The 13,596-nt window shown below is 68.6% G+C and carries 14 protein-coding genes and 1 tRNA gene; 4 read left to right on the forward strand and 11 right to left on the reverse strand.

All coding sequences use genetic code 11. The features are described from left to right. Window positions 1-134 precede the first annotated feature (134 nt). The 3 genes from rpsD to rplQ all read left to right on the forward strand — a co-directional run bounded on the left by rpsD (window position 135) and on the right by rplQ (window position 2,372). Window positions 135-758, forward strand: a complete 624-nt coding sequence (gene rpsD, locus ACG00Y_RS28155) for a 30S ribosomal protein S4 (protein WP_394484863.1) — start codon at window positions 135-137, stop codon at window positions 756-758. Between the two features lie 139 nt (window positions 759-897). Further along, window positions 898-1,887, forward strand: a complete 990-nt coding sequence (locus tag ACG00Y_RS28160) for a DNA-directed RNA polymerase subunit alpha (protein ID WP_394484866.1) — start codon at window positions 898-900, stop codon at window positions 1,885-1,887. A gap of 95 nt (window positions 1,888-1,982) precedes the next feature. Continuing rightward, window positions 1,983-2,372: a 50S ribosomal protein L17 gene (gene rplQ / locus ACG00Y_RS28165; protein WP_394484868.1), complete on the forward strand. Its 390-nt coding sequence runs from the start codon at window positions 1,983-1,985 to the stop codon at window positions 2,370-2,372. A gap of 58 nt (window positions 2,373-2,430) precedes the next feature. Here rplQ and ACG00Y_RS28170 read toward each other — a convergent pair whose 3' ends face one another. The 6 genes from ACG00Y_RS28170 to ACG00Y_RS28195 form a co-directional block, all read right to left on the reverse strand. Beyond that, window positions 2,431-2,820 carry a 2'-5' RNA ligase family protein gene (locus tag ACG00Y_RS28170; RefSeq protein ID WP_394484921.1) on the reverse strand — a complete coding sequence of 130 codons (390 nt, stop codon included), beginning with the start codon at window positions 2,818-2,820 and terminating at the stop codon, window positions 2,431-2,433. After that, complete coding sequence (locus tag ACG00Y_RS28175) at window positions 2,807-3,112, reverse strand: hypothetical protein (protein ID WP_394484870.1); 306 nt, start codon at window positions 3,110-3,112, stop codon at window positions 2,807-2,809. The genes ACG00Y_RS28170 and ACG00Y_RS28175 overlap by 14 nt, the downstream gene beginning before the upstream one ends. Window positions 3,113-3,184: 72 nt before the next feature. Next, on the reverse strand, window positions 3,185-3,841 hold the full coding sequence (pdeM, locus tag ACG00Y_RS28180) for a ligase-associated DNA damage response endonuclease PdeM (RefSeq protein WP_394484872.1): 657 nt from the start codon (window positions 3,839-3,841) through the stop codon (window positions 3,185-3,187). Continuing rightward, the gene (locus ACG00Y_RS28185) at window positions 3,838-6,345 is read right to left on the reverse strand and encodes a ligase-associated DNA damage response DEXH box helicase (protein WP_394484874.1); all 2,508 of its coding nucleotides are present in this window, start codon (window positions 6,343-6,345) and stop codon (window positions 3,838-3,840) included. Before ACG00Y_RS28185 ends, pdeM begins: the two co-directional genes overlap by 4 nt. Next, the gene (locus ACG00Y_RS28190) at window positions 6,320-7,990 is read right to left on the reverse strand and encodes an ATP-dependent DNA ligase (RefSeq protein WP_394484876.1); all 1,671 of its coding nucleotides are present in this window, start codon (window positions 7,988-7,990) and stop codon (window positions 6,320-6,322) included. The genes ACG00Y_RS28185 and ACG00Y_RS28190 overlap by 26 nt, the downstream gene beginning before the upstream one ends. Beyond that, window positions 7,987-9,021, reverse strand: coding sequence for a ligase-associated DNA damage response exonuclease (locus ACG00Y_RS28195; protein WP_394484878.1), 1,035 nt, complete (start codon window positions 9,019-9,021; stop codon window positions 7,987-7,989). The genes ACG00Y_RS28190 and ACG00Y_RS28195 overlap by 4 nt, the downstream gene beginning before the upstream one ends. 179 nt (window positions 9,022-9,200) lie before the next feature. On the opposite strand from ACG00Y_RS28195, the gene ACG00Y_RS28200 reads away from it, so the two are divergent. Next, window positions 9,201-9,277 (forward strand) — tRNA-Met (locus tag ACG00Y_RS28200). 87 nt (window positions 9,278-9,364) lie between these two features. Here the strand turns inward: ACG00Y_RS28200 and ACG00Y_RS28205 are convergent. The 5 genes from ACG00Y_RS28205 to ACG00Y_RS28225 form a co-directional block, all read right to left on the reverse strand. After that, entirely contained in the window at window positions 9,365-9,544 is a 180-nt protein-coding gene (locus tag ACG00Y_RS28205) for a hypothetical protein (RefSeq protein ID WP_394484879.1), read from the reverse strand. 368 nt (window positions 9,545-9,912) lie between these two features. After that, window positions 9,913-10,329 carry a type II toxin-antitoxin system VapC family toxin gene (locus ACG00Y_RS28210; RefSeq protein WP_394484882.1) on the reverse strand — a complete coding sequence of 139 codons (417 nt, stop codon included), beginning with the start codon at window positions 10,327-10,329 and terminating at the stop codon, window positions 9,913-9,915. Further along, a complete protein-coding gene (locus ACG00Y_RS28215; protein ID WP_394484884.1) occupies window positions 10,316-10,540 on the reverse strand; it encodes a hypothetical protein in 225 nt (74 codons plus the stop codon). Before ACG00Y_RS28215 ends, ACG00Y_RS28210 begins: the two co-directional genes overlap by 14 nt. A gap of 262 nt (window positions 10,541-10,802) precedes the next feature. After that, window positions 10,803-12,584: an IlvD/Edd family dehydratase gene (locus ACG00Y_RS28220; RefSeq protein WP_394484887.1), complete on the reverse strand. Its 1,782-nt coding sequence runs from the start codon at window positions 12,582-12,584 to the stop codon at window positions 10,803-10,805. After that, a complete protein-coding gene (locus ACG00Y_RS28225) occupies window positions 12,581-13,585 on the reverse strand; it encodes an aldo/keto reductase (RefSeq protein ID WP_394484889.1) in 1,005 nt (334 codons plus the stop codon). The genes ACG00Y_RS28220 and ACG00Y_RS28225 overlap by 4 nt, the downstream gene beginning before the upstream one ends. Window positions 13,586-13,596: the final 11 nt, after the last annotated feature.

A 13,596-nucleotide genomic window follows, 5' to 3' on the forward strand; every position in this document is an offset into this window, starting at 1 on the left:
CTTCAGTCTTGAGTCGACCTCATTTCAGGGGCGGCTCACAAGCCCACCGTCCAAGCCCATAAAAACACTGGCTGGACTCGCGTCAGGCAACTCGGTTTCGAGCCCCGGCGTCAGATTGAACAAGGACACGCAAAGTGGCACGTTACCTCGGCCCCAAGGGCAAACTTTCCCGCCGTGAAGGCACCGACCTCTACCTGAAGAGCGCCCGCCGCGCCATCAGCGACAAGGTCAAGTTCGACAGCAAGCCCGGCCAGCACGGCCGCACCTCCGGCCAGCGCACGTCCGACTTCGGCCTGCAACTCCGTGAGAAGCAAAAGGTCAAGCGCATGTACGGCGTGCTGGAGCGTCAGTTCCGCCGCTACTTCGCCGAAGCCGAGCGCCGCAAGGGTTCGACCGGTGTGAACCTGCTGCAACTGCTGGAATCGCGCCTGGACAACGTCGTCTACCGCATGGGCTTCGGCTCGACCCGCGCAGAAGCCCGCCAGCTGGTTTCGCACAAGGGTGTCACGGTGAACGGCGAGGTCGTCAACATCGCTTCCTACTCGGTCAAGGCTGGCGACGCCGTCGCCGTGCGCGACAAGGCCAAGAAGCAGCTGCGTGTCACCGAGTCGTTCAAGCTGGCTGACTCCATCGGCCTGCCGGCCTGGGTGACCGTTGACGGCACCAAGCTCGAAGGCGTGTTCAAGAAGGCGCCCGACCGCGACGAGTTCGGCGCCGAGATCAACGAATCGCTGATCGTCGAGTTGTACTCGCGTTAATGTTTTCCCCCGCCGGCCACGCTCGCAAGAGCGTGGCCGGCGTTTCCTCGTCCGGGCGCCTCTGCCCTTCGAAGGCTCTGCCCGGCTGGTCCTCAGCCTTATCGGTGTAACGAACCGAGGGTATTGAAAGAAAGACCTCATGCAAACCAATTTGCTCAAACCCAAATCCATCAACGTGGAGCCCCTGGGCGGTCATCGCGCCAAGGTCACGCTGGAGCCGTTCGAACGCGGCTACGGCCACACCCTGGGCAATGCCCTGCGCCGTGTGCTGCTCTCGTCGATGGTGGGTTATGCGCCGACGGAAGTGACGATTGCCGGCGTGCTCCACGAGTACTCGGCCATCGATGGCGTGCAAGAGGACGTGGTTCACATCATGCTGAACCTCAAGGGCGTCGTCTTCCGCCTGCACAACCGTGAAGAAGTGACCCTGGTCCTGCGCAAGGAAGGCGAAGGCCCCGTCACTGCGGCCGACATCCAGACCCCGCACGACGTCGAGATCATCAATCCCGAGCACGTCATTGCCCACCTGTCGCAAGGCGGCAAGCTGGACATGCAGATCAAGGTCGAGAAGGGCCGTGGCTATGTGCCCGGCACGATGCGCCGCTTCGGCGACGAGCCGACCAAGAGCATTGGCCGCATCGTCCTCGACGCGTCCTTCTCGCCGGTCCGTCGCGTCAGCTACGCCGTCGAGAACGCCCGCGTCGAGCAGCGGACCGACCTGGACAAGCTGGTCATGGAAATCGAAACCAACGGCGCCATCTCGCCCGAGGAAGCGATCCGTGCTTCGGCCAAGATCCTGGTTGAGCAACTCGCCGTGTTCGCGCAACTGCAAGGTACCGACCTGGTTGACGCCTTCGATGCACCGGCCCAGCGCTCCAGCAGCTTCGACCCGATCCTGCTGCGCCCGGTCGACGAGCTGGAGTTGACCGTGCGTTCGGCCAATTGCCTGAAGGCCGAGAACATCTACTACATCGGCGACCTGATCCAGCGCACCGAGACAGAGCTGCTGAAGACCCCGAATCTGGGTCGCAAGTCGCTCAACGAAATCAAGGAAGTGCTGGCTTCGCGCGGCCTCACCTTGGGCGCACGTCTCGAGAACTGGCCTCCCCAAGGGCTCGACAAGCGTTAATTTTTAGATGGGTGGCGCGCTGACCAACGCCACCCGGTGCACCCGCCAGTACCTGATCCGGCTGGCGGCATTATTGAACTGAAAGGAAAAGCACCATGCGTCACCGTAACGGCCTCCGCAAACTCAACCGCACCAGCTCGCATCGCCAGGCGATGCTGCGCAACATGTGCGTCTCGCTGCTGCAGCACGAAGCCATCAAGACCACGGTCCCCAAGGCCAAGGAACTGCGCCGCGTCGTTGAGCCGCTCATCACGCTCGCCAAGGTGCCCACGCTGGCGAACCGCCGCCTGGCCTTCGACCGCCTGCGCGACCGCGACATCGTCGGCAAGCTCTTCAACGAACTGGGCCCGCGCTTCGCCGCACGTCCGGGCGGCTACACCCGCATCCTGAAGATGGGCTTCCGTGTTGGCGACAACGCGCCGATGGCCTTCGTTGAGCTGGTGGACCGCGCCGAAGGCGAGACCGCTGGAGAAGCAGTCGAATAAGTTCAGCCCCGGCTGATCTGCGAAGCCCGCCTTGCGCGGGCTTTTTTGCGCCCGGCGTTCAACGCTGGGGCAGGTCCCACGCCGCCAACCACTCGTGGCGTGTGAGTCCGACGTGGCTGAGCACCAGCACGAAGCGCTGAGCTGTCCACACCAGCGGTTCGATGCTGTGCTCCAGTACCTTGTGCCCGCAGCGATAGACCAGGCTCATGTGCGGCGTTTTTGATTCGCCGGGCTTCAGTCCGAACCGGCGCAGGGCTGCCACGAGCGGGCGGCGCAGCCTGGCGACTGCGGCGTCGGTCGCGGCATCGCCCCGCAGCACATACGTGCCGTCCTGGTTGAAGCTCTCCGCACGGTCCAACCGTAGCGACAGCGACGGGTAACTGACCCGTGCCGCTGCGGCACAGGCTGCGTCCAGGACCGCGCAGGGTACCCCGTCAGGGTGCGTGATACACGCTGCAGAGCGTCACATGCAGGCGGTCTGCGGGCTGGCGCGCGTTGCGCATCGGATGTGCGGAGATGATGTGGGTCACGGCGGCGTGGATGCGCAGCGCGTCGGCGGGCTCAGGGAACAGCGCGAGGAGCAGCGTGTACCCGAGCGGCCGGGGTCCGCCCGTCAGCGTGGCTAGGTCGTAGAGCGACGCGTCCATGGCCGTGCCGTGCAGATCCAATTGCTCGGTCGGTGGCTCCCGGCGCGTGGCGGCGGGCCGCACGTAAGGCCCAGCGAATCCTGATGGGTTCAACACGATGGGCTGTATGGAAAACAGCCCTGATGATGCGCTGGCTGCGACGCCAGGGCAACCCGTTCGGTGATCTCAGCGGCGCGGCAGCCAGCGCACCTCGCCACCACCCATCACGGCCACTTCGGCACCTTGGCGCGCGAGTTCGCTATGGCGCAGCGTCAGTGCACCGGTCAGGCCGCCAAAGGCAGGGAGCACAAGTGCGTGCGGATAGTGCACGAAGCAGGGCCGCCGCAGCCGGTCCCCCGCGCGACTGCCGAGAGACACGGCCGGGTGCCAGTGGCCCGCCAGCGTGAATCCGGGCGTGCCGGGCGGCGGCGGCTCGTGGGCCGCCGTCAGAGGTCCTAGCGCCCATGTCCCGCTGACCGACTGCAGCGGCAGCTCCGCCGGGTGGATGCGCTTGTCGTGGTTGCCGAGCACGAGTACGGTCGGGACGCGCTCAGCGAACGCGGTGACGGCATCCAGCAATCGGGGTGTCAGGCCTTCTGCGCCATGCCAGAAGTCGCCGAGCACGACGAGCCGAGCTGCGTCATGCGCGTTGACGAGGTTCTGCAGCCGCTCCAGCGTCCGGGAGCTACTGCCTGCCGGCACCGCCTGGCCTTGCGCACGAAAGGCCGCACCCTTGCCCAAGTGGAGATCGGCCACGAACACGGTCTGCCTGGCCGGCCACCACACGGCGCCATCGGCCAACAGCCACAGCACCTCGCCGGCCGCAGTGGCCTGCAGGCTCATCGCCGCCTCCGGCGCGTGCGCGGCGCGGTCTTCTCGGGCGCCTTGCCGAACGCGAGCCGCGATCCGACGTCTGCCACCGCCTTCCCGCCGGCTGCTGCTTCCAACTCGTCCAGCATGCGCCCGAGGCGTTGCGCCAGCGACTCGGTCGACGCCCGCTCGCGCAGCCGCTCAACCAGCAGCGGAAACGCCAGCGGCGTCGGCCGCGCCAACTGGCGCAGGTCCAATGACTGCGCCGCCAACCGCGCAAGCGTGCGACCCAAGGCGTCCACATCCAGCTCTGCGGACAACAGCTCGGCTTCGGCCTGACGCAGCAGCCGGTTGCCAGGGTCGTGCTGGCGGAACACGTCGTAGTACAGCGACGCTGAGGCCTGGAGCTGACGCTGGCTGCGCGCCTCGCCCGGATGGCTCTGGAAGATCAGCCCGGCGATGCGCGCGATCTGCCGGAAGCGTCGTCGCGCCATCTCGGTCGCGTTCAGGCTGGCCAGCACATCGTCGCGCAGCGACTCACGGCCCACGGGTGCCAGCAGCGCGGGCAGTTGAGCGGTCCAGTCGATCTGCGTGGCGCTGAGCAGCTCCAGCCCGTAGTCGTTGATGGCCATCGTGAACGTGGCCGGTGTGTCGCGCCCCACGCGCCAGGCCAGCAGCGACGCCAGCCCCAGGTGGACCGTGCGGCCGGCAAACGGATAGAGGAACAGATGGTGGCCGTCGGACGAGGTCATCACCTCGGCCAGCAGCCGCTGCGACCCGGGCAGCTCTGACCACTCGCCCTGCAGCTTCAGCAGCGGCGCGACGAAGCGCATCTCCCGGTCGCTGTAGCGCCCCTGAGCCGCCTCGTCGAAGCGCTCCAGCATCGCGTCGGCCAGCGTGTCGGAGATCGGAAACTGCCCGCCGTCCCAGCGCGGCAGCAGGGCCTTGCCGGGCTTGGCGATGCGCACATAGGCCGTCAGGCCCTCCACGCGCACCAGCTCCAGCGCGCGGCCGCCGAGCAGGAAGACATCGCCCGTGCGCAACCGCGCGATGAAGCTCTCCTCCACCGTCGCGATGCGACCGCCGGTCACGAACTGCACGCTCATCGCCGCGTCCGACACGATGGTGCCGATGTTGCTGCGGTGCCGCCGCGCCAGCCGCACGTCGGGCACGCGCCAGACGCCCGCGTCATCGGGCACGACGCGCTGGAAGTCCGGATAGGCGCGCAGCGTCTCGCCGCCGTGCCGCACGAAGGCCAGTGCCCAAGCCCACGCGTCGTCGCTCAAGGCCCGGTAGCTCGGCGCGCTGCGCACTTCGGCCAGGAGATCCTCGGGCCGGAAGCCGCCACCCAGCGCGATGGTGACGAGGTGCTGCACCAGCACGTCCAGCGGCGCGTCGGGCGGGCGGCGCGGCTCGATGCGGCCGGCCTGCACGGCGGCGCGCAAGGCCGAGGCTTCGACGATCTCCAGGCTGTGCGTCGGCACCATCGTCACGCGCGAGCGGCGGCCCGGCGCGTGGCCGCTGCGGCCGGCGCGCTGCAGCAGCCGCGCCACGCCCTTGGCCGAGCCGATCTGCAGCACCTGGTCCACCGGCAGGAAGTCGACTCCCAGGTCCAGGCTGGCCGTGCAAACTGCGCACTTGAGCTGACCCGCCTTCATTGCCGCCTCGACCCAGCGGCGCATGTCCGCATCCACCGACCCGTGGTGCAGCGCGATCAAACCCGCCCAATCCGGCCGCGCCTCCAGCAGCGCCTGGAACCAGCGTTCGCACTGCGAGCGCGTGTTGGTGAACACCAGCGAGCTGGCGGCGTGCTCGATCTGCTGGATGACGGCCGGCAACATCGCCAGACCCATGTGACCCGCCCAGGCGAAGCGCTCGATGCGCTCGGGCAGCAGCGTGTCGATGAGGATCTTCTTGTCCTGCGCGCCGCGCACGAGCACGGCGTTGGGTGCCAAGGTGTCGCAGGCTTCTTCCAGGTTGGCCAGCGTGGCAGACAGGCCCCAGGTCATCAGGCCTGGGTTCCAGCGCCGCAACCGCGCCAGGGCGAGCTGCAACTGCACGCCGCGCTTGCTGCCGAGCAGTTCGTGCCATTCGTCCACGACGACCAGGCGCACGCGCTTGAGCATGTCGGGCGCATCGGCGCGGGACAGCATCAGGCTCAGCGACTCCGGCGTCGTGACCAGGCCCGTCGGCCAGCGGCGCTGCTGCGACACGCGCTCGCTCGTCGAGGTGTCGCCAGTGCGCGCCGCCAGCGTCCATGTCGGCGCGAGGGCGCTGGCGGCGTCTTGCAGGGCCAGCAACGTGTCGTGGCTGAGGGCGCGCATCGGCGTCACCCACAGCACCGTCAGCGGCGCCTCGGTATCGCCCAGGGCCTGCAGCGCACCGAGCCAGACGGCCAGCGTCTTGCCGGAGCCGGTGGTCGCGTGCAGCAGGCCCGAGCGGCCGGCCGCCATCTCCCGCCAGACCTCGCGCTGAAAGGGGAAGGCCTTCCAGCCGCGCCCGGCCAGCCACTCAGTCGTCGGCGACTTTGGCGCCATGCGGCCCCACCTCCATCAGCGCGCGCAAGCTGTCCAGCGAGTCCGCCTCATGCAGCGGCTTGTCCTCGCGAATCCTCAGCATGCGCGGGAAGCGCACCGCGATACCGCTCTTGTGCCGCGTGCTGGCCTGGATGCCCTCGAAGCCGAGCTCGAACACCAGGCTGGGCCGCACGCGCCGCACCGGGCCGAACTTCTCCACGGTGGTCTTGCGGATCACGCGGTCCACGGCCTTGATCTCTTCGTCCGTGAGCCCGGAGTAGGCCTTGGCGAAAGGCACGAGCGTCAGCTCGCCGCCTGGCGCATCGAGCGCAGCCTCGGCCTCTGCGGCATCGCGCGGTGCATGGCTCCAGACGGCAAAGCTGTAGTCGGTGTAGAGGTTGGCACGGCGGCCGTGGCCGGCCTGCGCATAGATCAACACCGCATCCACGCTGAGCGGCGCGACCTTCCATTTCCACCAGGCGTTGCCGGTGCGGCCGATGCCGTAGGGCGACTCGCGGTGCTTGAGCATCAGGCCTTCCACCCGGCGCTCGCGAGACTGTGTGCGGGCGGCTGCCAGGCCGGCCCAGTCATCTGCATTCAGCAGCGGCGATGTCGCCATGCCGAGCTGCTCCAGCCGCGCACGACGCACGTGCATCGGCTCCTGGCGACGGTCCTCGCCTTCGCTCTCAAGCAGGTCGTAGGCCAGCAGCCGCACCGGCGCTTCGGCAAGGATGCCTTTGGACAGCTTGGTGCGGCCAATGCGTTTCTGCAGCAATGCAAACGGCGCCGGCGCCGTCTCGCCCGGCCGCCATGCCAGCAGCTCGCCATCGACCACCGTGCCGTCCGGCCACGTGCTGGCGGCCGCTGCCACTTCCGGGAAGCGCGCCGTCACCAGCTCCTCACCGCGCGACCAGATCCACACCTGGCCATCGCGCTTGACGACCTGGGCGCGGATGCCGTCGTACTTCCATTCCGCCAGCCAGTCACCGCGTTCGCCCAGCGAAGCCGCCGGCTCGCCGGGCAGCGCGTGCGCCAGGAAGAAGGGGTAGGGCTGGCCGCCGCGCGCACCGCTCACATCGTCGGTGAGCAGTGCTTGAAATCGCTCTGCCGTCGGCGGCGTGTCAATGCCGGTGTAGCCCATCATGCGTTGTGCGATACCGGTCGCATCGCACCCCGACCACTCGGCCAGCGCACGCTGCACCAGCAGCTTGCTGACGCCGACTCGAAAGCCACCGCCGACCAGCTTGACGAACATGAAGCGCTCATCCGCCGACAGCCCGCGCCAGGCGGCCAGCACGGCTTCTCGACGGGCCGCAGCGTCCAGCGCGCGCAGCGGCAGGATGCGCTGCTCCATCCAGTCGGCGAGCGACTCGTCCAGCTTGTCCTCGGGGTCGGGCAGCACGTAGGCAATCGCCTCGGCCAGGTCGCCGGTCGCCGCATAGCCGGCCTCGAACAGCCACTCCGGCAGCGAAGCCGCCTCGCAGGCGAGGGCGCGTAGCTCACGCGTCGGCACCGCGCGGCGCGGCGTACCGCCGGCCAGCAGATAGACGGCCCAGGCGGCATCGCGCGGCGGCGCGTCTGCCAGGTAGCGCTTCAGCGCGGCCACCTTCGCCAGCGTCGACGTGCTCGCGTCGATGGCGAGATACAGGGCGACGAAGCGCTTCATGCCTCGGTGGCCTCCGCGCCGCCTTGGGCCTCGTCGCCGAACTCGGTTGCGAAGGCTTCTGCCTGCAGGCCCAGTTCGGTCAGATAGCGCACCAGCGCGCCCTCATCGCCATGCGTGACGATGACGCGCTGCGCGCCCGTGGCGGCGATCGCCGACAGCAGGCCCGGCCAGTCCGCGTGGTCGCTGAACACGAAGCCCCGGTCCACGCTGCGCCGCCGTCGCGCGCCGCGCAGCCGCATCCAGCCGCTGGCGAAGGCGTCGCTGTGCGGGCCGATGGCCTTGGCCCAGCGGCTGCCCTGCACGGCTGGCGGCGCGATGACGAGGGCGCCGCGCAGGGTCCTGAATGGGGTCTCCGGCATCACGGTGTCCACCTCAGGCAGCGCCACACCGGCCTTGCGATAGGCAGCGTTCAATCGCGTCACGGCGCCGTGCACGAGCACCGGCCCCGGCGCATCGGCTGTGGCCAGGCCCGCGATCAGCCGCTGCGCCTTGCCCAGGCTGTAGCCCATCAGCAGCGCGTGCTTGCCTTGCGCCGCGCAATCGGTCCACCACGCGCGGATCTCCCCCAGCACCTCCGTCTGCGGTGCCCAGCGGTAGATGGGCAGGCCGAAGGTGCTTTCCGTGACAAACACGTCGCAGCGCACCGGCTCGAAGGGCGCGCAGGTGGTGTTGCAGTCGCCTGCGCCGCTGACGAAGTAGTCGCCAGCGACCACCCAGACTTCGCCGCGGTACTCGATGCGCACCTGTGCCGAGCCCAGCACATGGCCGGCTGGATGCAGGCGCACGCTCACATCGCCGATGCGTCGCGATTCGCCATAGGCCAGGCCTTCCAGTAGCGCCTCGTCGCCCAGCCGCGCACGCATCAGGCCGAGGCCGTCGCGCTGGGCAAGGTAGGCGGCATGGCCAGGCCGGCAGTGGTCGGCATGCGCATGCGTGATGACGGCGCGTTCGACCGGCAACCAGGGGTCGATGTAGAAATCACCAGGCTCGCAATAGAGCCCCTGCGGGCGGCAAGTGACCAAATCAGACATGGGCCGAGTGTGCCCAAGCCAGAGGCCGCTTGGCTTGTGTTGACCCTCGGCAGCAATGGCCGCCGACATCTGCGGGCGTTCCTGGCCGACGGAACGACACGGCAGCACAGGCTTCTCAGCACCGATTTCGGCTGCATTTGCCCGCGCCGCCAAATCGCGTGTATACTGCTAGCTTCAGTCGCGGGGTGGAGCAGTCTGGTAGCTCGTTGGGCTCATAACCCAAAGGTCGTAGGTTCAAATCCTGCCCCCGCAACCACTTCCAGAGACCCGCTGAGTAGCAGTAGCCGCTCAGCGGGTTTTTCAATTTCGGCCCACGTTTCGCCTGTGTCGGCGTCGCGGCCGATCAGCACCGGGCCAAGCCAAGCATGTCGGCCAGCAGCGCACGAGTGCGGTCCCGGTCGGCGTCCTCTTCAAGCACCTGCTGCAGCGCCAGCATCTGGCGCCGGTAGCGCGCCATCACGTCGCCAATGACTTGGCCGGGGCTGGTGGCCTCTACTGGGGGCAGGCCCCCAGCCCCCAACACGTCTTGAGGAAAGGGCTATGCCTCGCCGTTGCCGGCCGGCTTCCGGGTCTCGATCTGGTGGCCGGTGGCGGTGAACGCGCCGAGCTGCCGGCCTCCCGGCCGTGGTCGTTCTGGCGGTGCAGAGCTGACGCCTGCCGCCCGCGCTGCTGCCTACTCCTACCGCTAGCGCTAGGGTGCCTAGTGGTGAGAACTGGGCAGTTTCACGGGTTCAACCGGCCAGTTTCATCGGTTGATCGGCTGTCTCTCCAGAGTTCCCGGCCTCCGGCCACCAGCAGAAAGGGCCATGCCTCGTTGGCGCCGCCCTCTTGCCTGGATCTCGTCTGCGTTGCCGGCAACGGTAAACCCGCCGAACCGACGGCCTCGTTCGTTCAGGCGGTGAAGAGTTCGACGCCGGCCGCACGGGCTGCCGTGCGCAGGCCGCCGTCCAGCGTGGCGATCTTGGCGCCCGTGGCAATCGCCAGCGCCAGATACACGGCGTCATAGCCCTGCACGTGGCGGCGCACGGCGAAGCGCACCAAGCCGGAGACGGTGGAGGTCTGGTCGAGGTAGCGCACGCCGATCATGTCGATGGTCTCGCCGAACTCTGCGATGACGGCCTCTCCCCAGCGCTTGGTGCGGCCGACTTTGAGCAGCCGGTAGCTGCATTCCTGCGCCATCAGCATCGGTGCGATCAGCTCTTCATCGCCTTCCAGCTTGGCGGCGGCTACGTCTGCCGCGTACCGGTGGCTTGCGTCGGAGTCGTCAAGCACCCAGGCCAGCGCGACCGACGCGTCAACGACGATCACGGTCTTCGCGGACCTGCTCGGCGATGCTCTTCTGGCCCTTCTTCAGGGTGCGCCGTGGGTGCTTCGCGTAGAAGGCGTCCAGCTTGGCCCTGATCTCTTCGGGGCTCAAGCGCGGCGCGCTGCTCGGCACCTCATAGAAGCCGATGCCCTCAACCTCTTTGAGGCTGATCGGCTTCGGCTTGCTGGCCTTGGCGACGGCGGCGCTTTTCATGCCATCGATCTTCTCACACCGGGATTCGGGCGGCCCATGCCACCGGCGGGCTCACCTGGGGAAATACAGGCGTCTCCGGGAGGAGTTGCGCGCCCCCGCAACCAATTTCAGAGACCCGCCGAGTAGCAGCAGCCGCTCGGCGGGTTTTTCAATTTCGGCCCACGTTTCGCCTGTGTCGGCGTCGCGGCCGATCAGCACCGGGCCAAGCCAAGCATGTCGGCCAGCAGCGTGCGCGTGCGGCACCACGCACGCTGTGGCTGGGTCAGTGGTTGTGCCTGGGCAGCTGATCCGCGATGCGCTGGTAGGGAACAGCCATCTCCAGGCAGGCGCCCGTGTCGAGTTGGCCCACCGTCTCGCGGTAAAGCTGTTGCCAGGGCGTCTGGCTGGGTGGAATGGCCGGCGGCGGATCGTTGGCACGTTGCGCCCACAGGGCCTCGTCGACCAGCGCGTCGCAGCGGCCGGTGTTGAGGTCGATGCGGATGCGGTCGCCCGTGCGCAGCCTGGAGAGTCCACCGCCAACGGCGCTCTCGGGCGACGCGTTCAGGATGGATGGGCTGTCCGACGTGCCCGACTGCCGGCCATCGCCCAGCGTGGGCAGGCTGGTGATGCCGCGCTGGATGAGGGCCGCCGGCGGCTGCATGTTGACCACCTCGGCCGAGCCGGGCCAGCCCACCGGGCCGGCGCCGCGGATTACGAGGATGCAGTCCTCGTCGATGGCCAACGCCGGGTCGTCGATGCGGGCGTGGTAGTCGTCCGAGCCGTCGAAGACGATGGCCCGGCACTCGAAGACGTTCTCGGCGTCTGGGCGGCTCAGGTAGCGTGCCCGGAAGGCCGGCGAGATGACGCTGGTCTTCATGATGGCGAAGTCGAACAGGTTGCCGCGCAGCACCATGAAGCCGGCGTCGGGCTTAAGCGGCGCGGCGAACGGGAACACCACCTCGCGGTCGCTGGTCTCGCGGCCGGTGAGGTTCTCGCGCATCGTGCGACCGGTGACGGTGGGGCGGTCGGCGCGCAGCAGGCCGGCCTGCTCCAGCTCCCACATCACCGCCGGCACGCCGCCGGCGCGGTGGAAGCGCTCGCCGAGGAACTGCCCGGCCGGCTGCATGTTCAGCAGCAGCGGCACGTGGAAGCCATGCGTCATCCAGTCGTCGGCGCGCAGCTCGACGCCGGCATGCCGGGCCATCGCCATCAGGTGCGGCTGCGCATTGGTGGAGCCGCCGATGGCCGCGTTGACGACCAGCGCATCCAGGAAGGCGTCACGCGTCAGCACCTGTGACGGCCGCAGGTCCTCATGCACCATCTGCACGATGCGCTCGCCGGTGCGGTAGGCGATCTGGCCGCGCTCGCGGTAGGGCGCGGGGATGGCTGAGCAGCCCGTCAGCGACATGCCCAGGGCCTCGGCGATGGCGTTCATTGTCGACGCCGTGCCCATGGTGTTGCAGTGGCCGGCGGAGGGCGCCGAAGCCGCGGCAATCTCCAGGAACTTCTCGTTGTCGATCTGGCCTGCAGCGAGTTGGCGGCGGCCCTTCCAGATCGCTGCGCCAGAGCCCACCAGCTCGCCCTCGAACCAGCCGTCCAGCATCGGCCCGCCCGACAGCACGATGGCCGGGATGTCGACCGCTGCGGCGGCCATCAGCTGCGAGGGTGTCGTCTTGTCGCAGCCGGTGGTCAGCACCACGCCATCGAGTGGATAGCCGTGCAGGATCTCGACCAGGCCCAGAAAGGCCAGGTTGCGGTCGATGGCCGCCGTGGGCCGGCGGCAGTTCTCGAAGATGGGGTGCAGCGGGAACTCCAGCGCGATGCCGCCCGCCGCCCGTATGCCCTCGCGCACGCGCTTGGCCAGCTCCAGGTGGATGCGGTTGCAGGGGCTGATGTCGCTGCCGCTCTGGGCGATGCCTATGATGGGCTTGCCCGAGCGCAGCTCTTCCGGCGTGAGGCCGTAGTTCATGAAGCGCTCCAGGTAGAGCGCGGTCATGTCGATGTGGTCGGGGTTGTCGAACCAGTCCTGCGAACGCAGGCGGCGCGGGGCGGTGTCTCGGGTCACGTGGTGGCGTTCTCCAGTGCCAGGGCCGCATCGATGGCCGCCAGCTCGGCATCGTTCAGCGGCGCGGCGGCGATGATGCCCAGCGCATCGTCGATCTGGGCCAACCGGCTGGCGCCGACGAGGATGGACGTCATGACCGGCTGCCTCAGCACCCAGCTCAGCGCCAGCTGCGCCAGCGTCTGGCCGCGCGCATCGGCCAGTTCCTTCAGCCCGCGCAGCGCGGCCAGCCGGCCCGGCGTGATGTCGGTCGGCTTCAGGAAGCCGCCCTTCGCGGCGCGCGAGTCGGCGGGGATGGAGGCCAGGTACTTCTCGGTCAGCAGGCCCTGGGCCAGCGGCGAGAAGGCGATGCAGCCGATGCCTTCCTCCGCCAGCACGTCGAGCAGGCCGCCTTCGACATGGCGGTCCAGCATGCTGTAGCGCGGCTGGTGGATGACGCAGGGCGTGCCCAGCCGGCGCAGGATGGCGCTGGCCTCGCGGGTCTGCGCGGCCGAATAGTTGGACAGGCCCACGTACAGCGCCCGGCCGCTGCGCACGGCCTGGTCCAGCGCGCCCATGGTTTCTTCCAGCGGCGTGTCGGGGTCGGGGCGGTGCGAATAGAAGATGTCGACATAGGGCAGGCCCAGCCGCTTCAGGCTCGCGTCCAGGCTGGCCAGCAGGTATTTGCGCGAACCCCATTCGCCGTAGGGGCCGGGGTTCATGCGGTAGCCGGCCTTGGTGGAGATGATCAGCTCGTCTCGATAGGCGGCCAGGTCCTCGCGCAGCACGCGGCCCATCGTCACCTCGGCCGAGCCGGGCGGCGGGCCGTAGTTGTTGGCCAGGTCGAAGTGGGTGATGCCGCGGTCGAACGCGCCCAGCAGCATCTCGCGGGCCGTGTCATGGCGGTCGACATCGCCGAAGTTGTGCCACAGGCCGAGGGACAGCGTGGGCAGCAGCAGGCCGCTGCGGCCGCTGCGGCGATAGGGCTGGCGGTCGTAGCGCGAGGGGGCGGGCGTGTGGCTCATGGGGCATTCGC

It is taken from the genome of Pelomonas parva, assembly GCF_043555835.1.
In the GTDB taxonomy this organism is placed as follows: domain Bacteria; phylum Pseudomonadota; class Gammaproteobacteria; order Burkholderiales; family Burkholderiaceae_C; genus Pelomonas; species Pelomonas parva.